Source organism: Vallitalea maricola (assembly GCF_036985595.1).
Classification (GTDB): Bacteria; Bacillota; Clostridia; order Lachnospirales; family Vallitaleaceae; genus Vallitalea; species Vallitalea maricola.
Genome location: NZ_BTPU01000079.1, coordinates 1 through 19,973 on the forward strand (window position 1 = coordinate 1; position 19,973 = coordinate 19,973).

General features: G+C 29.0%; 19 protein-coding genes. 4 read left to right on the plus strand and 15 right to left on the minus strand.

Features of this window, described 5'->3' with window-relative positions; all coding sequences use genetic code 11:
- Nucleotides 1-192: 192 nt before the first annotated feature.
- A complete protein-coding gene (gene spoIVA, locus AACQ14_RS20045; protein ID WP_339365371.1) occupies nt 193-1,674 on the minus strand; it encodes a stage IV sporulation protein A in 1,482 nt (493 codons plus the stop codon).
- Nucleotides 1,675-1,906: 232 nt separating this feature from the next.
- On the opposite strand from spoIVA, the gene AACQ14_RS20050 reads away from it, so the two are divergent.
- The 4 genes from AACQ14_RS20050 to AACQ14_RS20065 are packed head-to-tail and all read left to right on the plus strand — an operon-like array spanning nt 1,907 to nt 7,015.
- Nucleotides 1,907-2,281: a BlaI/MecI/CopY family transcriptional regulator gene (locus AACQ14_RS20050; protein ID WP_113674793.1), complete on the plus strand. Its 375-nt coding sequence runs from the start codon at nt 1,907-1,909 to the stop codon at nt 2,279-2,281.
- A gap of 16 nt (nt 2,282-2,297) precedes the next feature.
- The gene (locus tag AACQ14_RS20055; protein ID WP_339365372.1) at nt 2,298-3,119 is read left to right on the plus strand and encodes a hypothetical protein; all 822 of its coding nucleotides are present in this window, start codon (nt 2,298-2,300) and stop codon (nt 3,117-3,119) included.
- A gap of 41 nt (nt 3,120-3,160) precedes the next feature.
- A complete protein-coding gene (locus tag AACQ14_RS20060; RefSeq protein ID WP_339365373.1) occupies nt 3,161-5,518 on the plus strand; it encodes a DUF3160 domain-containing protein in 2,358 nt (785 codons plus the stop codon).
- Between the two features lie 42 nt (nt 5,519-5,560).
- On the plus strand, nt 5,561-7,015 hold the full coding sequence (locus tag AACQ14_RS20065) for a M56 family metallopeptidase (protein WP_339365408.1): 1,455 nt from the start codon (nt 5,561-5,563) through the stop codon (nt 7,013-7,015).
- Nucleotides 7,016-7,138: 123 nt separating this feature from the next.
- Here AACQ14_RS20065 and AACQ14_RS20070 read toward each other — a convergent pair whose 3' ends face one another.
- The 14 genes from AACQ14_RS20070 to rplS form a co-directional block, all read right to left on the minus strand.
- Nucleotides 7,139-8,572 carry a hypothetical protein gene (locus AACQ14_RS20070; RefSeq protein WP_339365374.1) on the minus strand — a complete coding sequence of 478 codons (1,434 nt, stop codon included), beginning with the start codon at nt 8,570-8,572 and terminating at the stop codon, nt 7,139-7,141.
- Between the two features lie 164 nt (nt 8,573-8,736).
- Complete coding sequence (locus AACQ14_RS20075) at nt 8,737-9,735, minus strand: NAD(P)H-dependent glycerol-3-phosphate dehydrogenase (RefSeq protein WP_339365375.1); 999 nt, start codon at nt 9,733-9,735, stop codon at nt 8,737-8,739.
- 30 nt (nt 9,736-9,765) lie between these two features.
- Nucleotides 9,766-10,377 carry a glycerol-3-phosphate 1-O-acyltransferase PlsY gene (plsY, locus tag AACQ14_RS20080; protein WP_339365376.1) on the minus strand — a complete coding sequence of 204 codons (612 nt, stop codon included), beginning with the start codon at nt 10,375-10,377 and terminating at the stop codon, nt 9,766-9,768.
- Nucleotides 10,378-11,709, minus strand: a complete 1,332-nt coding sequence (gene der / locus AACQ14_RS20085) for a ribosome biogenesis GTPase Der (RefSeq protein WP_339365377.1) — start codon at nt 11,707-11,709, stop codon at nt 10,378-10,380.
- Between the two features lie 13 nt (nt 11,710-11,722).
- Nucleotides 11,723-13,036 carry a DUF512 domain-containing protein gene (locus AACQ14_RS20090; RefSeq protein WP_339365378.1) on the minus strand — a complete coding sequence of 438 codons (1,314 nt, stop codon included), beginning with the start codon at nt 13,034-13,036 and terminating at the stop codon, nt 11,723-11,725.
- A gap of 26 nt (nt 13,037-13,062) precedes the next feature.
- Entirely contained in the window at nt 13,063-13,890 is an 828-nt protein-coding gene (pgeF, locus tag AACQ14_RS20095; protein ID WP_339365379.1) for a peptidoglycan editing factor PgeF, read from the minus strand.
- A gap of 37 nt (nt 13,891-13,927) precedes the next feature.
- Entirely contained in the window at nt 13,928-14,284 is a 357-nt protein-coding gene (locus AACQ14_RS20100) for a YraN family protein (protein WP_339365380.1), read from the minus strand.
- A gap of 52 nt (nt 14,285-14,336) precedes the next feature.
- Complete coding sequence (locus tag AACQ14_RS20105) at nt 14,337-14,609, minus strand: EscU/YscU/HrcU family type III secretion system export apparatus switch protein (protein WP_212691790.1); 273 nt, start codon at nt 14,607-14,609, stop codon at nt 14,337-14,339.
- 22 nt (nt 14,610-14,631) lie between these two features.
- Complete coding sequence (locus AACQ14_RS20110) at nt 14,632-16,197, minus strand: hypothetical protein (RefSeq protein ID WP_339365381.1); 1,566 nt, start codon at nt 16,195-16,197, stop codon at nt 14,632-14,634.
- Between the two features lie 44 nt (nt 16,198-16,241).
- On the minus strand, nt 16,242-17,003 hold the full coding sequence (locus AACQ14_RS20115) for a ribonuclease HII (RefSeq protein WP_339365382.1): 762 nt from the start codon (nt 17,001-17,003) through the stop codon (nt 16,242-16,244).
- Nucleotides 17,004-17,078: 75 nt separating this feature from the next.
- A complete protein-coding gene (locus AACQ14_RS20120) occupies nt 17,079-17,783 on the minus strand; it encodes an HD domain-containing protein (RefSeq protein WP_339365383.1) in 705 nt (234 codons plus the stop codon).
- Nucleotides 17,784-17,912: 129 nt separating this feature from the next.
- Nucleotides 17,913-18,764 carry a ribosome biogenesis GTPase YlqF gene (gene ylqF, locus AACQ14_RS20125; protein ID WP_339365384.1) on the minus strand — a complete coding sequence of 284 codons (852 nt, stop codon included), beginning with the start codon at nt 18,762-18,764 and terminating at the stop codon, nt 17,913-17,915.
- A 98-nt stretch (nt 18,765-18,862) separates the two neighbouring features.
- Nucleotides 18,863-19,399, minus strand: a complete 537-nt coding sequence (gene lepB / locus AACQ14_RS20130) for a signal peptidase I (RefSeq protein WP_273323002.1) — start codon at nt 19,397-19,399, stop codon at nt 18,863-18,865.
- A gap of 206 nt (nt 19,400-19,605) precedes the next feature.
- On the minus strand, nt 19,606-19,956 hold the full coding sequence (rplS, locus tag AACQ14_RS20135; protein ID WP_293755243.1) for a 50S ribosomal protein L19: 351 nt from the start codon (nt 19,954-19,956) through the stop codon (nt 19,606-19,608).
- Nucleotides 19,957-19,973 lie beyond the last annotated feature (17 nt).

A 19,973-nucleotide genomic window follows, 5' to 3' on the forward strand; every position in this document is an offset into this window, starting at 1 on the left:
AGTGGACTTTCGCCCACTCTTTCTAGTACTCATTATTAATTCTGAAACTATTATACCACTTAAACATCTAATTTGCAAGAAAATACTTGTTATAAATTAACAGCTAAACTATCTCACTCAATTTGACACCTTAAGTTTCAAGTGTTTATTGATTAAATAAGTACATTGTTATTTATTATTATACCCCATAATTTAGATAATAATACAGATAAGCCCTCCATTAGCATCATTAACTATTTTCTGTAATGTTTCTTGTAGTTTATCTCTAGCATCCTCTGGCATTCTATATATCTTGTTTTGAAGTCCATCATTGACTAAATCATGTAATGATTTGCCGAATACATTAGTATCCCATATTTTCGTAGGATCACTCTCAAACTCACTCATTAAATAGTTAAGGAGTTCTTCACTTTGTTTTTCAGTTCCTACTATTGGAGACACTTCTGTCTGGATATCACATTTAATCATATGAATAGTTGGTGCACTTGCTTTTAATTTAACTCCAAATTTATTACCTTGTTTTACAATCTCTGGTTCTTGCAAGGATAATTCGTTAATCATAGGTGTAACAATTCCATAGCCTTTTGCCTTAACTTCATTTAATGCTGCAGAAACTTTGTCATATTCTTCTTTTACTCTACCAAGTTTTTTGATCAGTGACATAAATTGATATTCACCTTTTATTTCAGTTCCCATCAAATCACTTAGAATATTATAATAGTAATCATCATTGAAATTGATATCAACATTAGCACAACCAGTGGAAAGATCAATTCTATCTAATTTAACTTTAGTGATATAATCATTTTCAACAGTTAATGTATCTTCTTTCTTAAGGTCTCTAATAGCATCAACTGAATCCATGATATCTTTTACTGAATCAATCAATGAGGATTTCAACCAATGGTCATTATCTAACATTTCAATCCATTTTGGTACATTGAAATTAACTACCGATAATGGAAATTCAAGTAATACACTCTCAAGAATCTTAATTACATCTTCTTTTTTCAACTGGTCACAGTTCACTGGCAAAACAGGAACATTATATTTATCTTCCAATTCAGTTGCAGTCAAGATGGTATCGTCAGAATAAGGTCTAAGTGAATTAAGTATCACAACATATGGTTTTGATAGTTTCTTTAATTCATTAATTGTCCTCTCTTCTGCTTCAATATAATTTTCTCTAGGTATTTCACCAAATGAACCATCAGCTGTCACAACAATCCCTATTGTTGAATGGTCATTAATAACCTTCTTTGTTCCTATTTCAGCTGCTTGAGTAAATGGAATATCATAATTGAACCAAGGTGTTTTTACTTTTCTTTCTTCATCATTCTCTAAATGACCTGTAGCCCCTTCTACCATATAACCAACACAATCAATCATTCTAACATCAAATTCTACATCCTCTGATAATGTTACTCTTGCGGCTTCCTGAGGTATGAATTTTGGTTCGGTTGTCATTATTGTCTTTCCTGCTGCACTTTGAGGAAGCTCATCTAATGTTCTTTCTTTACTATGTACATTTTCTATATTAGGCAACACTAATAAATCCATGAATCTCTTAATGAATGTAGATTTACCTGTTCTAACGGGTCCAACCACTCCCATATAAATTTCTCCGTTTGTTCTAGCTCTAATATCTTTATAAATATCGTATTCTCCTAACATCTATATCCTCCCTATAAGTATTCTTATATATAAATATATGATATAGATATTGGAATATGACAGCCTATATATCTAATTTAATGTTAAAAGTAATTTACAAATAGCAAAAAATATGTTACACATTGTTTTGTAATATTATTTAATACTTAATTAATAAATATTTTATTGACAAATGCGTACTACAGTTGTAAGATGGTTTGTGTACTACAAATGTAGGAAGGTGGTTAATAAAATGGCTAAAATATCAGAATCCGAATGGAAGGTAATGAAAATTTTATGGGATAAAAGTCCCTTGACTTCCAAAGAGATTGTTGATTATGTCTTAGAAGAAAATGATTGGAGCAGAAAAACAGTCCATACACTTATTAGCAGGCTCGCTAATAAAGGTGTAATCAATGTAGCAAAGAAAAATAAATACTATGAATATTCACCTTGTATCTCAAAATCAGATTGTCAAATAGAAGAGACAAAAACTTTTTTAGAAAAAGTATATAATGGTTCTCTACAAATGTTCCTAACCAACTTTGTTAAGAATCAACATCTATCTAAAGAAGAAATTGCTGAATTAAAATCAATAATCAATAATAATCCTAAAGAGCAAAAGTAATATCAGGAGGTCAAACATGCAGAGAATATTAATTTTAATTTTTATCTTCTTACTTGGTCTAAATATGAAGCAACCTACTAATAATCTAGAATCAGAAATTATAATTAGTAAAAAGTCTTATAAATATGGTTTTGAAAATAATACAATCTTTTTATATGATGAAAAAGAAGATAAACATTATAGTGATAATATTAAAATTCCTGACGATAAAACTATATTATGTATGACTACAGGTGATCTAGATGATGATGGCACAGATGAAATACTACTGCTTTCTTCAGCAAAAGGAAAAAAGTATGGCAATGATTTAATAATCTATTCAATGGTTATAGAAAATGAAACAATTAAATGTGGCGAAATTTACAAAAATGATTTTACAAATGTTAAGCCTTGGGAAATAAAATTATGCGACCTGGATGGTGATAATAATAAGGATATATATGTAGGAGTATACAAATCAACGCCCATGTTTGACAAAGTGGAAAACAGACCTTTTTTCTTTAACTGGAATGGCAAAATACTTACAAAGAAATGGACCGGTTCAAAATTAGAACATCCTTTAAAGAGCGTACATTTCTATGATATCATAGGTGATTCCAAGGAAGAAATGATAGTTGTAGAAAAACTTGAGAACACCAAAGAGGTTATTAGTATTTATTATTGGTTCAATTTCGGTTTTATCAAATTTGCCGAAAGCAACAGTTACTATAACATTGAAGATATTAGCTTAACAACACAAGATGACATAAAATATATATCACTAAATCTAGGTAGAAAGAAACATATAAAATTACATTTAGAGGGAAATAAATTCATTGAAAACATTAGTTTAGACTAATCAATAATTCAATATGATGAAATTTATTAGGAGGGTATAAATTGAAATATAAGAATATAATTTTTAGATGTATTGGAATAAGTATGATAATAGTGGTTCTATTATCTGGTTGTAATAACAAACCTGAAGAAGTTGCAAAATCTGATATAACGAAGGATGAAAAATCTAATCCAAGTGACAAAAATAAGGCTGATGATAACGACAGCAATCTACAGGCAGAATCTATTACTAACCCTAAAGATCAAGATGTGAAAAAAGGTATTAATAACAATACCAACTATAACCTTGTATGGCAAGACAAAAATGAAATTTCACCAATTGACATACCTTACATAATACCAGAAGCAAGTTATAAGGTACCTAATTACACTATAAAAGCTGATTTGTCAAATATCAAAAATATGGATAGTTTTTCTGGTTTTACTAATGAACAACTAAACAAAATCGTTGATAATGGATTTGTAGTATTACCTAGTAATAGTAATGATGCATTTTTGAAAATGAATACTATCTATGAAGTTAATGAATACAAAGGTATCCCTAATTTTGTTACTGTTGACAGTGTTATGCACGTGTATCATAACTTCTTCAATAGTTCATTAAAGATTTTAGAAAGAGATCGTTTATATGACGAACTTATTAAACTTACAAACAGTATGTTGGAGAAAACTGTTTATCTATATAATGATAATAGCTATGAACCAATTAAAGAAGATTTAAAATTCAACGTAATCTTCTTTGCTGTTGCAAAAAAACTATTGACTAATGAATATGGAGCATTACCAAAAGAATTAAAAGTAATTGCAGACGAAGAAGTCTCAAACATTCTAAAGGCAGATGGTTATAAAAAATCTGCTCTATTAGCCCCACGGGATATTGATTACAGTCAATATAAAGTAAGAGGTCACTATACCAATGATGATAAACTTGAATCTTATTTTAGAGCAATGATGTGGTATGGACAAATTGCACTTCCACTTACCGAAGTAGTTAATGAAGAAGCGGTATTATGCGAAGATGAAACTGTAAAAGCTTTAATCATGACATATACTGCTTTTATGCAAAGTAATAATGATAATGACCTAAAATCATGGGATAAAATTTATATGCCAACTAATTTTTATGTTGGTCAATCAGATGATCTGAATTTATTTCAGTACAAAGATTTGATTCTTAATGTTTTTGGAGAAAACGTGAATTTAAATGATTTTAGAAATGAGAAATACTATGATAAGTTATTGGAAGAAGCAAAAAAAATGCCTGATCCTGGTATCAAAAATAAAATAACCTTACAAAATGTTCATGTGGGAAAACAATTTAGATTTATGGGACAGAGATATACTTTTGATGGAGAAATACTTCAAGAGTTAATGGAACCTTACAAAAGACCTGTACCCTCTGGACTAGATGTTGCAGCTGTATTAGGCAGCAAACGTGCCAAAACTTTATTAGATAAATATTACGAACCACAAAAAACTTGGCCAGAATATGAAAATAAGTTTAAGGCAATGAAAGAAAAAATATCAAAAGTAGACGACAAAGACTGGAAATCAAATATGTATAATGGGTGGCTGGATACCATATCCTCAATACAAAAACCTTTCGAAGACGTAGAAGGTGCTCCAATGTTCATGAAAAATAAAGCTTGGACAGATAAATCTATCAGCTCTGCTCTAGGAAGTTATGCAGAATTAAAACATGATACAATATTATATGTTAAACAACCAGTTGCTGAATGTGGAGGCGCTGATTTTATATACCATCATTATGTAGAACCTAATGTTGAAGTTTACTCTAAATTATTATGGCTTACTAAGTATTCTTCTACCAATCTTAAAGAAAGAGGATTATTGTCACAGGAGTTTGAACAAATTTCAATAAAAATAATTAAATTATTAGAATTACTAAGAGATTGTTCTATAAAAGAGCTAAATAATGAAACTTTGACTCAAGATGAAAAATGTGAATTAAATACTATAGGCGGAAAAATTGATTCTATAAACTATGCTATACTAGCCCAAGTTGACGGTGAGGAATTAAGTTGTTCAGCACTAATTGCTGATATCGCAACAGTTGAAAATAGCTGTCTTGAAATTGGTACTGAACTGCCAAATGAAATTTATGTTGTCATCAAAGACGGTGAAGAATTATATCTATCAAGAGGTTCAGTATATGGATATCATGAATTTTTAAGCGATACTAGACTTACAGATGATGAATGGCAGGAAAAACTAGGTATAATAAAAGAACAATATGGAGAAGATTCTATAGACTTTTATATGCTTAACACTGGTGAACCATCCCCCTCTCTGCCAAAACAACCTGAGTGGGTTTATTCCTTCAAATCAAAAGAAAAAAATAATGTTGAGTGTAAGCAACAAGAAGTAAATTGGGAATAAGGTGATATAATGTCTCATTGGATAATAAATAAATTACTATATATGACTATTACATCTTCAATATTGATAGTCACAATTATGATAACAAAAAAAGTATTAGGCAAGAAATTATCTGTAAGATGGAATTATTACGTTTGGCTGTTAATAATTATCCAATTGCTTATTCCAATGTCAATTAAAAGTGACTTAAGCATATATAACCTTCTTACCTATGATAATCTTGACAGCAGTACCTATTTAAATAACAACTATAGTAAACCCATAGAAATTGATGAAATAAATAAGAATTCATTAGAAACGGATACTAAATCATATCAGCAGTCTAAACAAGAAAATGTACTTACACTTAGAAAGCTGATATATATTATTTGGTTCATAGGGTTTATCATTATAACCATATACTATTTAATTTTTAACCTAAAACTAATACATAAATTCAAAAGGTGTAAATGTAATGATTTACAATTAGAACATTTATTCAGGAGCTGTAAATCAGTTATAGCTCCTACACAAAATGTGAGATTATTAGTTTCAGATTTTATTAATGTTCCTTCCCTATATGGTATAATACGTCCAGTTATAATTATGCCAAAATCTATCTTGACTAATAAAGATGAAAAAGAAGTCAGGCTTTTATTAATACATGAGCTGATGCATCTGAAACTTAGACATAATGTGATAAAAGGTATCTATCTGCTTTTAACAACTATATATTGGTTTAATCCATTAATATGGTTAGGACTGAAAAAGTTAGATGAAGATGGTGAATTATACTGTGATAATGAAGTCGTTAATTTTATTAACTCAGACGATAATATTGTTTATGGAAATCTAATAATAGATTTAGCATCATATGATAAAGATTTTCGATTACCAATTCAGGCAGTCAGCTTCATAAACAATAAAAAATACATCAAAAAAAGAGTATTGAATATAGCCTATAAAAAAAGTAAGAATCATAAAACTAGAATCATTGGATGTTTAATAACTTTTATTATGGCATTCACTCTAATGACTTCTGCTAAAACAGATACCTCTTTATTAGCGGATAGAATAGAACAAGAAACAGGAATCATATTAAATACTGAAGCAAAAAATATAATCAATATATTAGCAAAAGATGATTCAGGTTATATATCCACCACCCATACTGATAATGATATTCTTATAAAATATGATTATAAAACCAATTCAATAAAACAACACACTAATTTATTTAGTATTAGACTTATGGACATTGATGGTATTCCAAAAAAATGTGTTATCTACATAGAACAATTAGACAGATTAGAAAATACTAATTCAGCTAAAAAACACTATATGCCATTATTTACAGAAATCCTGGACTCATTATTTAATAATGATGAAATTACAAACTTTATAACTCAAAAATGCAGCATTAAAAGTTCGCATAACACAAAAGAAACTATTATAGACAATTATAAGATTAATCATATCATGGATGGTAAACACAAATTCTATATTAGCTGGAAATAATATCTTTCAGGTACAATATCAAAATACGATAATATGTTATACATACGAAAAAAAGCTCAAGCTGTCAATTACTTAAAAAGCTTGAGCTTTTTTAATGGTTCTTGCTATAAAAACCATTATTATTCATTTTTTATTACTCATATTATTACTTACATCAATCTTATATAATTGGTATTCATTAGAATAATTGCTATATGTAATTAGGTATTCTCCATTTTGCGATATAGAAATATATTTTTCATCTGGTTGTATATTGTTAATAGAGGTTATTTTTTTATTGATTACGTCTATAAAAACTAGTTGATTATTATCATTATATAGTGGTGTACCAATTACCATATTTGATAATCCATAATCTGTATTATAATCATATAGAAATTTATTATGACTAATTATATCTACATACTTCTCATTGTTACTATTAAAAGCATGAGTGTAGTTATCATAAGTACCTATTAACATAAATAAATTTTCACCAACCCACTCTGCTGAAGTATCCCATTGAATTTCTCCATCCTCATTATTATGTAATTTTACAAAACTATCTTTTGATATATTATATAGCATATCACCATAAGACCATTCATAACCTATTAATCGAAAAATTAACAAATTGGGACTCGAAATTGAAAAAGATGGGTATCTAGGCATAGAACCATTCATTTCATCTTCATCATCTGTATACCATTTCATTATAATTTTGGGATTAGTCAACATAATGTCAGAAACAATTAAGCTTCCATTTCCATCACTAAACGTTATTAATCTTCCATCTGATGAAATATCAAATCCATCATAATTCATATCACCATACTTTATATGATTTATAACATTATTATTTTCTATATTATATATAATAACTTCGTCTCTAAATTTATATATAATATTCTCATCAGTTGTCTTTATTCCTAATCCATATATACTATTTCCCTTAGAATTCCTATCATTGAAATCACAATCAAATGTATATATTATTTCCAAACTCTCATCATTAAATTGCTGCTTTACTATATATACAATGTTTTTATTTGCTATATCCCTAACCAAAAAAACAATTCCTTCATTAGCTAATCTGGGAGATAATATATTGGTATATTTATCAAACATATCTTTATCTAATCTTTCTAAATTAATATTTTTCTGTTCTAACTCCTTATTGCTAATCTCATTCATCAGTATATCATTATTATCACTGTTATCAATATAATCATGTGAAGTTACACTAACTGAATTAGTACATGTATAACTATTTAATTCTACTAGTATTCTATTAGGCTTCAATATTTGTTCATCTATTACTTCACAATTTTTAATATCTAATTCTTGTTTTATAATAATTCCTAACTCTTCTTTACTATTATTTAATTCATCTTCACGATTTACACTTGATTCATTGGATTTTTGATTATTAGTATTATTTTCTAAAATCCCATCTTCATTATTAACCTGCTCATTTATTCCATCAATTGTTTTAGTCTTATTGCTTGTTTCCCCACATCCTATTAGGATACAACTAATCAAAGATATTAATATAAGCAATTTCAAAATATTATTCATAACAACACCCTCCCATTAATTATTTGCTTTTAAATATATCACTTCAAAAAGTTAATTACAATAAAAAAATCTTATCTTTAATACTAATTAACATTAATTAATATTAAGATAAGATTTTAGCAAAACAATGTAATACTATGTTAACATTTATTCTTTAATATATATCACTTTTTATATTCGATCTTTTTATCTCTTATCATTAAATCCTCTACAGCTTTTTTAGTATCTTTACCTTCAAATAAGACCTCATTAACTTCTCTTATGATAGGCATTTCAACTTTATATTTTTCAGATAGATCTAGGGCTGCCTTTGCTGTATACACACCTTCAACCACCATCTTTACTTCATCAAGAGCTTCCTGTAAACTATAACCTTTTCCAATTAAGATACCGGCTCTTCTATTACGACTATGCATACTTGTACATGTTACGATCAAATCGCCAATACCTGATAATCCTGCAAAAGTTTGTGTCTCAGCTCCCATAGCAACGCCAAGTCTGCTTATTTCTGTTATACCTCTTGTCATAATTGCAGCCTTAGTATTATCTCCAAAACCAATACCATCTGAGATACCAGCTGCTAGAGCAATAACATTTTTCAGGGCCCCTCCCATTTCTATTCCTATTACATCAGAACTAGTATATACCCTGAAATCAGAGTTCATAAATATATCTTGAACTTTTTTGGCTACATCATGATCTTTAGATCCTGCAACACAAGTTGTAGGTATATTTCTTGATACTTCTTCAGCATGGCTTGGTCCAGATAATACTGCCACAGGATTATCTGGCATCTCATCATTTATTACATGAGCTAATGTATAGAGTGAATCATCTTCCAATCCTTTTGCTACATTAACAATGATTTGATCTTTTGTAACATATTCTTTCATTAAATTTGCTGTATTCCTTACGAACTTTGATGGAACTGCCATAACAAGCATATCTTTGCCCAAAATAGCTTCCTTAAGATTATTAGTTATATTAATCTCATTAGGAATATGTATTCCTGGAAGTTTTGATTTATTTTCTCTTGTGTCATTCAATAAATTAACTTCATCTTCTATAATTGACCAAAGAGCAACTTCATGACCATTATTATTAAGTAATATAGCTAAAGCAGTTCCCCAGCTTCCTGCACCTAAAACAGATACAGTGGCCATATTTATCACCTCACATAAATTAGATAGTTATTATTCATTTTCAGATAAATTCTTTTTGTGTCCTAGCTTATTTTCTGTACCATTAAGTAATCTTTTAATATTGGCTCTATGATTATACAGTGCAAAAATCATTAGTATAACACCTAATACAATATATTGTGGTCTGTCAGTATAAAATATTGCCATTAGTATAGGAATAGAAATTGCCATTAAGATTGAACCAAGCGAAACATATCTTGATATAAAGATCACTAAAGCCATTATTCCAATAACAATGAGACCTATCTTTATATCAACTACAGTTAATAATCCAATAGTGGCAGCTATTCCTTTTCCACCTCTAAATCCTAAGAAAACAGGCCAATTATGACCAATAACAACACCCACACCTGCATAATATCCCATTAGGATATCATCAAAGATAAGGGAGCAAATTAATACTCCAATAGCAGCTTTAAATACATCCATAAAAAATGTAATTATACCTGCTTTCCAGCCCATAACTCTAATAACATTAGTGGTTCCTGCATTACCGCTTCCATACTTTCTTATATCTAATCGTCCTTTTATACGACTAATAATATAAGCTGATTGAAAACATCCAATAAGATAACCTATTAATAAGCTAGCAATTATCTTCATCTATTTACCCTTTTCCTTTCTCTCTCTTATAATAAAATGAATAGGCGTCCCCTTAAAGCCAAATGATTCCCTTATCCTATTCTCAATATATCGCTTATATGAAAAATGCATTAAGCTTTTGTCATTCACAAATATGATAAAAGTAGGTGGTTTGATAGAAACTTGAGTCATATAATATAGTTTCAATCTCTTACCTTTATCAGAAGGAGGTTGATTCATTGCAGTTGCATCATATAAAACGTCATTAAGGACACCAGTTGAAACTCTAAGAGCATGATTTTGAATTACAATATCAATATTTTCAAATAGTTTATTAATCCTTAAGCCAGTCAATGCTGAAATAAATATTTTGGGAGCATAAGTCATATAGCTTAGTGTTGTATCTACATTACCCAGATACTTGTACATAGTTTTATCATCTTTTTCTATGGCATCCCACTTATTTACAGCTATAATAGCACCTTTACCTCTTTCATGGGCTATTCCTGCAATCTTTGCATCCTGCTCTGTTATACCTTCAACAGCATCAATGAGCAATACAACAATATCACATTTTTCAATAGCTGATACCGTTCTTATTATACTGTATCTCTCTAGTCCTTCTTTTTCAATTTTGTTCTTCCTTCTAAGCCCAGCAGTATCAACAAAAATATATTCATTTCCGTTGTACTTGACAATTGTATCTACTGCATCTCTTGTTGTTCCTGCTATATCACTAACTATAACACGTTCTTCTCCAAGAAGCTTATTGATTAATGAAGACTTACCTACATTCGGCTTACCTATTACTGCTATTCTAGGTAAATCAATCTCTTCATTATCAGTATTTTTTTCATAAAAATGCGATACAACCTCGTCTAACATATCTCCTATACCTGTTGATTGAGCTGAAGATATAGCAAAAGGTTCACCTAGTCCAAGATTATAAAATTCAAATACATCATATTGTAATTTTTCTCTATTATCAACTTTGTTGACACATAATACAACAGGCTTATGTGCACGTCTAAGCATATCTGCAACTTTATAATCTGCATCAGTAAGACCAGACTTTACATCAACTACAAAAACAATAACACTAGCGGTATCAATAGCCACTTCAGCTTGTTTTCTCATATAAGAAAGCATTTTATCATCTGTAGTAGGCTCAATGCCTCCTGTATCTATTATAGTAAAGTTATAATTTAGCCACTCTACATCAGCATATATTCTGTCTCTTGTAACACCTGGTGTATCTTCTACAATAGAAATCTTAGCTCCTGCTAGTTTGTTAAATAAAGTAGATTTTCCAACATTGGGTCTTCCTACTATGGCTACTACTTCTCTACTCATAAATAAGTACTCCTTATCCTAATATATTTCTAATAAATTCTTGTCCAGTTGATTTTACAACAGTAACTTTTACTTGTAAAGTATTTTCTATATCAGTTACAGTAATATCATCCAGTAAAGTTTCTTCTCCACTTCTAAGTAAATTGCAAGGTAAAAGTAATTTCTCTCCCAATTCTTTATCTTTTAGCTGTTCAATAATATCTTTTCCTGTAAGTAATCCTGATACAGTTATATTATGCCCAAAGAAATTATTAATGATTGGATAAATATTTACTTTTACATTAGGGAATTTTTCTTCTAATTTATCTATCATATCTTTAATCATGTTATACGCTAATGTCCCAGTAACTATAGATACATTTCTTACCAATTCTTCATTGGTATTTATTTCATTATAACATAACATAAACTCATCAAGCAATAACCTTGACATCCCTACACCATTTTCTAATTGTAGATATCCGTCATAATTATCTTCATCTGGAAATGGTTTTTCTGCCAACAGATAAAATTCATCCCCTGCATGAATGAAATGTGTACCTGTCTCTTCATAGATAATATCTTGCCATTTATGAATAATATCAAGTACTTCTACAGCATCTTCTTTTGTAAATAATTCTAGTTCAAAAAGTCCTTCTCTATATTTAGACAAACCTACTGGAACTACTGAAACACTTTGCATATGTGGAATGAATTTTCTTAGATTATCTATGGAGTAATCAAGTTCCTTACCATCATTTATTCCTTTGCAAAGTACAATCTGCCCATTCATTGTAATACCAGCATCATAAAATTTCTTCATATACCCAACTAATCTATCAGCAAAACGGTTATGGAGCATTTTCTTTCTAAGTTCCATATTCATTGAATGTACAGAAATATTGATTGGAGATAAGTGGTATTTAATTAATCTGTTAACATCTCTATCTTTCATATTGGTTAGAGTTATATAATTGCCTTGTAAAAATGACAACCTGGAATCATCATCTTTAAAATATAGTGTATCTCTCATACCTTTTGGTAACTGGTCAATAAAACAAAATATACATTTATTGCTGCAAGACTTATACTCATCCATTAAATCATTTTCAAAATCTATACCAAGCTCCTCATCATAGTCTTTTTCTATTTCAAGAAGCCATTCTTCGCCATTATCTTTTAAAATTAAAACTTCCAGATAATCATCATCTACAAGAAAATGATAATCAAGGGCATCTTCCACCAATTGATTATTTATTGAAATCAATTGATCTCCTTGCTGTATTCCAAGTTCATAAGCTATGCTGCCGTCTTTCACATGCATAACCTTATGAAATTTATCTTTCATTAAAAACATTCCCTTCAGTCATAGCACTACTTCAGTTCCATTATCGCTGCTAAACTACCTCTTTCACCGCCAGTTCCTCTATGAGAAAACATCTGATCTTTGTTGCAATTAGTACAGATATCTGTAATAGTGATATTTTCATTATTAATTCCTACATCTAGTAATATTAACTTATTTGCTGTCCATAAGTCAATTAAATATTTATTTTTTGTTTTTTTCTTAATTACTTTATCTTGTTCTTCAGTATTGAATATCTTTTTGAATTCATAAACTACTTCACTTTCTACTTCAAAACAGCAAGGTCCAATAGATGGACCTATACAACAAAGTATATCATCAACATTTGAACTGAATTCACTAACCATTTTTTCAACTGTTTTAGAAGCTATCTTCTGTACTGTGCCTCTCCATCCTGAATGTGACAGCCCTATTACTTTTTTCACTGGATCTAAAAAGTAAATAGGTACACAATCAGCATAAAAAGTTACTAGAGGAACCTTAGACTCGTTAGTTATTAATCCATCAACACCTTCAATATCACTCTCTCTAAAAATACCTTTGCCTTTATCCTTACTTGTAACAACTTTAATAACATCTTTATGTACTTGGTCAGAAAAAACCAAGTCTTTATAATTAATACCTACACTACTACACAATATCTCAAAGTTCTTTCTAACGTTTTCGTCTAAGTCTCCTCTATTAAACCCAAGATTCATACTTTCATATATTCCTTTACTAACACCGCCTAATCTAGTACTAAAACAATGGTTAGTGATTCCTGCCCTTTCAAAAGCAGGAATTGTCAAATATTCTAAATCGTCTATTCTATTAACTTTAAAAACCTCTGATTTCATATCACACAACCTTTCATCCATGTGCCGAATTAAAGTGTTAATTACATTTAAATGCGTCTTTGACTACCCTTATCTTATTATTAACTATTTCTACTACATCAAACCTGATATCCGCATTATACAACCGTTTGACTTTTGTATAGTACATAGCTGTTTTTATTATCCGTTTCTGTTTGTAGTATCCAACTGCCTCTATGGGATATCCTGTATTGATGTTTCTTCGATACTTAACCTCAATGAATGTCAGATAATCTGAATCCATTCCAATTATATCTATTTCACCGAATCTACATCTATAATTTCTATCAATAATCTTATAGCCTTGTTTTTCTAAAAATTTTGCAGCTATTTCTTCACCTTTGCTGCCTATAGCTCTATTATTACTGTTTTCCATAAAAACCACCTAACCAACTATACAAAAGTGGGTACGCCTCATTCTGTATAGATTAAATAGATTTATAAATATCATCTAGATCACTAACAAACACTAAAATTTCCGCTACTATTTGATAGAGCTCTGGTGGTATCATATCCCCTATATCTAATTTAGTCAGACTTTCAACTAATTTCTCATCCTTATAGATAGGCAATTCTTGTTCATCAGCTTTTTCAAGAATTTTATCAGCTACTATTCCTTTACCCTTAGCAATAACTGTTGGAGCAGTTTCATTAATATCATATTTTAATGCAGCCACTTTTTTAATTTTTCTTCTATCCACTTACAACCAACCTCAATTCGTTCTATACTCTCATATCAAATGAATATCTTTTAACACTATTGGCATTATTTTTTCTTTGTAAGAAATCTTCAACAAAATTAAAATCCTTTTTATTATTAATAACAATAAGTCCAGTTACATTTATATCGAAACTCCTTAATCTCTTATGTAAATTTATAATATAATCATCAATAATCTTTTTCTTCTCTTCATCTTCAACATAGAACTTACATTCAACATTATTGACCTGTTTGTTAATATAGACATCAATATGACCGAGATTAACATAGTCAAGTCTGAGTAATGCCGATATAGAATTAGGGTTACTTCTTTTTCTTAATTCTTTCTTATTCTCGAAAATGTACAATTCACTATTTAATAACTTATTTCCAAATTTGAAAGGTAATTGAACATAGTTAAAATTATTATTAAGGTTGTTAATAAACTCAATATTATTTTTTACTTTCGTAGCATCTTTTGATATATTGCTTTGTTTACCTTCAGTTAATCCTTGAGTAAGTTTAATTATGTTAATAATCTTTTCATATACATCGTTAAAATAATCATTAATCAATTTTGGGTTTTCTAAAGCACCCCTATCAAGGAAGATGTTTTTATCTACTGCGTTTTTTAATAATTTGTTAGTGATAATATTATTAAGAGTTTCTTTATCTTTTTCTCCGATTTCAAGGGAAAATATATCCCCAAGCAATTTCTGCAATGATAAATCTTTTGATAGATTCAGTGTATTATTGTCTTTTAACAAATATGTATTATCTAATTCTTTTTTTAATTCTTCAATACCCTCTCCAGATAAAATATATCCTAATCTAAAATCGACTACATCATTAGCATTCTTATTAATAACAGGAATGTCAAATTTTAATTCCTGTTCTTTTGAAGAGTTATTTTCTATTACATTAATAATTTTATCATTACTAACATTATCCGATTCATTATTCATCAGAATATTAATTAATTGATGTTTGATATCAATATCAAGACCTTTACCATCAATTATTTGATTAGCTAAACTAATTATCTCCTGCTTGATGAAATGATTATTATTTAAATAATTATACAGCTGATTAATATTTTCACTAGTAACAGGTATATTATTTTTTACTAGTAGAATTAATTTATCAACACTAGTATCTTTAAATTGCCTTGATAATGTTAGAATCTTATTTATGAATTCCTTATCAACCTGCATATTATTATTTAAAAGTTTTTCTACTATTTCAGTATTTTTTTCATTTATTGGTACGCCCGCTTCTTCTAATATTTGATATAATTTATTACTCTTAGGACTATAAGCTTCATCTAATATAGGCTTCAGAAGAACTTGTTCCAGATTGGATTCCTTTACTTGAAATAAAACCTTCTGACCAATATTAAACTCCATCTGATCAGTTAATTTAGCTGTAAGTTCAGCACCACTTGCTAACCTAATAATAATATTCTTCTGTTTTATATCAAGTATTTCTCCTTTTATGGTTTGACCTTTGTTAAAATCTCTACTATTGACTTTAGAAATTTTAGAAATATCTATCCTTTTGTTTATTTGTTTATTATAATTAATCCGCATAATCACTCATCCTCTCACATAAAAGTGGTTTTGCAGCATGTTATTTATAATATAGATTTAATAAAAGATTTTCTATGTATTGGACAAGGTCCATGTTCTTTCAGTGCTTCTATATGTTCTTGTGTACCATATCCTTTGTTTTTAGCAAATTTGTATTCTGGGAAAAGCTGATCATAATCTTTCATTAATCTATCTCTATATACTTTAGCAATTATACTTGCAGCTGCAATTGAAATACTTTTGGCATCGCCTTTTATAATAGGCTCTTGAGGTATTTTAACTCTTGGGATTGTTACTGCATCAACCAATATCATATCTGGTTTTATTTCTAGACTATCAATAGCAGATATCATAGATTCATAAGTAGCATTAAGAATATTGATATCATCAATAACATCTACATTAGCCATACCTATGCTCACAGCTATAGCCTTTTCCATTATAATATCGTATAATTCTTCTCTTTTAGCTTCTGTTAATTTTTTGGAATCATTTATGTATAGTATATTCACATCTTTGGGGAGAATTACTGCGGCACTAACAACTGGTCCAGATAGAGGTCCTCTACCAACTTCATCTATTCCGCATATGTATTTTTTATCAGGATACTTATTTTCATAAGCTTTCATTTGAATAATACGTTCAACTTCTTTTTCATAAGCTTCTATCTTTTTTTCGTACTTATCTATTAATTTTATAACTCCCAATCTTTCATCAGACTTTAATTCATCTAGTTTGTCTTCTAAATAACATACGGGAACATTACTCAACATATCTTTTATATCGGAAATTGTCATATTTGTCATTATACCTTATTCTCCTTTTCTACCGAAAACTATTACTTTATTCTACCATAACTCTACCCAAAATAGCCATTACTATTAATCTTTATTTCTATCAATTTCATTAATTAAGTAACTCTTAATTTCGTCTATTCTATTTATTTCTTGTTTATCGTTAACTTTCTTTCTACATATAGTTAAAAATTTTATAATAAAAAGCATCTGCTTATTTTTTTCATCTTTAGATATTCTACCTCTTCCTGTCCTATCACATAAAGATAATAATGCTACTTCAGTTATTGAAGTTTCATTAATCATTGCACCAACTTGCGAAAAAGGTAACTCTTTACAAACAAATAATGGCTGCATATGCCATCTAACTAATTTAACAACTTCATTTACGAACAAATTATCTTCTATAAATGTCAACAAATAATTTCTTGCAATTTCTTCCCCTTGTTTATCATGATCATATGAAGTAATTCTTCCTTTTCTGATTTTTGTTGTGGTTATTTTACCAACATCATGTAGAAGGGCAGCCCACATGAATACTTTCTTATCTTCACTTAATTCTTTTATCTCTGCAGCCCTATCAACAACTTCCATAGTATGATTATATACATTACCTTCAGGATGATACATAGGATTTTGTTCAACCTTTTTTAGATCTAATAGAATCTTTAAAGGATAAGTATCAATATACTCTTTCTCATGCAATAACAAACCATCAAAATATTCTGATGGCTTTTTATCATTCAATAAATGTAAGTCAAACTCTTCAAATAGCTCTATAAGATTATTCATGTAATCAACCCCTATAATGTATTTATTAATATTTTTACCTTATTTAAATATATTATTAAGTAAATTTATATAAAAATGGGATTGATATTATATAATCATAAAATATTAAATTTTAAAAACAGCTAGATTTCATAATCCAACTGTTTCCAAAGTAATTTTACCAAGTATTCCATTCCTGAATTCATCCATTAAAATTATTGCTGCTTTATTCAAATCTAATTCATTACCAGCTTTTATCAAATTTCTGTTTTTTGCAATATTCTCTAATATTTGGATAGATTCCAGATTATGCGTATCAGATAATTTGTATCTAGTAAGCAGACTCTCTAAGTAATTATTCCTCAAGTAATCTATTAGAATCAGTGCTAATTCTTCAATATTAAGAATTTCATCTTTTATGGATCCAATCAGAGCTAGATTAATACCTACTTGCTGATCTTCAAATTTCGGCCAGAGAATTCCTGGTGTATCAAGAAGTTCCATATCTTTTTTTAATTTAATCCATTGTTTTCCTTTTGTAACTCCTGGTCTATTTCCCGTCTTCGCACTTGCTTTTCCTACCAGTTTATTAATAAAAGTAGACTTACCAACATTCGGTATACCTGCTACCATTGCTCTTATAGGTTTATTTATTAAACCTCGTTTTTTATTTCTTTCAATTTTTTCTTTACAAAGTTCATATGCTTTATTAATCACTTGATTAATTCCTTTTCCATTTTTAGAATTAACCAATACAACACTTATACCTCTATTTTCATACCACTTTATAAATTCTTCTGTTTTATTTCTATCTGCTAAATCAATTTTATTGAATACAATTATTCTAGGCTTGTTATTAGCTATTTTATCCATATCAGGATTTCTACTGCTTATTGGTACTCTTGCATCAATTAACTCAATTATGACGTCTACAAGCTTAATATTTTCTTGCATCATACGTTTAGCTTTTGTCATATGTCCTGGGTACCATTGTATATTCATATCATTCTATCCTTTCATTGTCATTAACTGAGACTTTCTTTCTCTTATAGGAAAATAAGGAGCAATATTGCTCCTTATTTATTTCTTCTTTGATCAGATTATTTAACAAATCCAAAATCTTTAAGTGGCCATATTCTAAGTCCAGCTTTACCGATTATATCTTTCTTACTAATTGTTCCCACATCAGTATAACGACTATCTGAACTGTTATTTCTATTATCACCCATTACAAAATATTCGCCTTCTGGAACAACAAATGGAAATTCTCTGTTACCTAACTTGCCATCATCAATTATATCAAATTCTTCTTCTAATTTTTCTTTATTAATATATACTTGTCCATCAATTATATTAACCTCATCACCAGGTAATCCAATGATTCTCTTAATATAATTTTGTGATGGATTCTTCTTATAAGGAAAAACGACAATGTCATACTGCTTTGGTTTTGTAAATCTATAGCTTATTTTGTCTATAATTACATGGTCGCCATTATGAAGTGTCGGTTCCATAGATTGTCCAATAACATTTGTTTTCTGAAATACAAACGTTGTTATAAGTAATACTGCAACTAATACAATTCCTATATCAAGTACCCAACTTAATATTTCTCTTCCCAAAGTTGTGTTCTTCATGCTTAACCCTTCTTTCATAAGACTAAATACATTGCATAAAGTTGTTTTATCATATGCATATAACGTACTAAATAAACAAAAAGGGACTAATACATAGTACTAAGTCCCTCACTAGTCAAATTAATCATCACAACAGCCATTTGTAAACTATACCATGTAACATTATAGTTAATTTTTAGTTAAACTGCGTATTATAATTAACTTAATTATCTAATTAACTCTTTAACTTTAGCAGCTTTACCAATTCTGTCTCTTAAGTAGTTAAGTTTAGCTCTTCTAACTTTACCACGTCTTACAACATCAATATGATCGATAATTGGTGAATGTAATGGCCAAGTTTTTTCAACACCTACACCATATGAAATTCTTCTAGCTGTAAATGTCTCACGATTACTTCCGTTTTGTCTTTTGATAACTACGCCTTCAAACATCTGTAATCTTTCACGGTTTCCTTCTTTAACTTTAGCATATACTCTAATAGTATCACCAACGTTAAAATCTGTTAAAGCATTTTCTCTTAATTGTTCTTGTTCAATTTTACGTATTATATCGTTCATGTGTTTCCTCCTAATAT

Coding starts and splice junctions, on each gene's coding strand:
- spoIVA (WP_339365371.1), bottom strand. CDS start 1,674: ATGTTAGGAGAATACGATATTTATAAAGATATTAGAGCTAGAACAAAC.
- AACQ14_RS20050 (WP_113674793.1), top strand. CDS start 1,907: ATGGCTAAAATATCAGAATCCGAATGGAAGGTAATGAAAATTTTATGG.
- AACQ14_RS20055 (WP_339365372.1), top strand. CDS start 2,298: ATGCAGAGAATATTAATTTTAATTTTTATCTTCTTACTTGGTCTAAAT.
- AACQ14_RS20065 (WP_339365408.1), top strand. CDS start 5,561: ATGACTATTACATCTTCAATATTGATAGTCACAATTATGATAACAAAA.
- AACQ14_RS20070 (WP_339365374.1), bottom strand. CDS start 8,572: ATGAATAATATTTTGAAATTGCTTATATTAATATCTTTGATTAGTTGT.
- AACQ14_RS20075 (WP_339365375.1), bottom strand. CDS start 9,735: ATGGCCACTGTATCTGTTTTAGGTGCAGGAAGCTGGGGAACTGCTTTA.
- plsY (WP_339365376.1), bottom strand. CDS start 10,377: ATGAAGATAATTGCTAGCTTATTAATAGGTTATCTTATTGGATGTTTT.
- der (WP_339365377.1), bottom strand. CDS start 11,709: ATGAGTAGAGAAGTAGTAGCCATAGTAGGAAGACCCAATGTTGGAAAA.
- AACQ14_RS20090 (WP_339365378.1), bottom strand. CDS start 13,036: ATGAAAGATAAATTTCATAAGGTTATGCATGTGAAAGACGGCAGCATA.
- pgeF (WP_339365379.1), bottom strand. CDS start 13,890: ATGAAATCAGAGGTTTTTAAAGTTAATAGAATAGACGATTTAGAATAT.
- AACQ14_RS20100 (WP_339365380.1), bottom strand. CDS start 14,284: ATGGAAAACAGTAATAATAGAGCTATAGGCAGCAAAGGTGAAGAAATA.
- AACQ14_RS20110 (WP_339365381.1), bottom strand. CDS start 16,197: ATGCGGATTAATTATAATAAACAAATAAACAAAAGGATAGATATTTCT.
- AACQ14_RS20115 (WP_339365382.1), bottom strand. CDS start 17,003: ATGACAAATATGACAATTTCCGATATAAAAGATATGTTGAGTAATGTT.
- AACQ14_RS20120 (WP_339365383.1), bottom strand. CDS start 17,783: ATGAATAATCTTATAGAGCTATTTGAAGAGTTTGACTTACATTTATTG.
- ylqF (WP_339365384.1), bottom strand. CDS start 18,764: ATGAATATACAATGGTACCCAGGACATATGACAAAAGCTAAACGTATG.
- lepB (WP_273323002.1), bottom strand. CDS start 19,399: ATGAAGAACACAACTTTGGGAAGAGAAATATTAAGTTGGGTACTTGAT.
- rplS (WP_293755243.1), bottom strand. CDS start 19,956: ATGAACGATATAATACGTAAAATTGAACAAGAACAATTAAGAGAAAAT.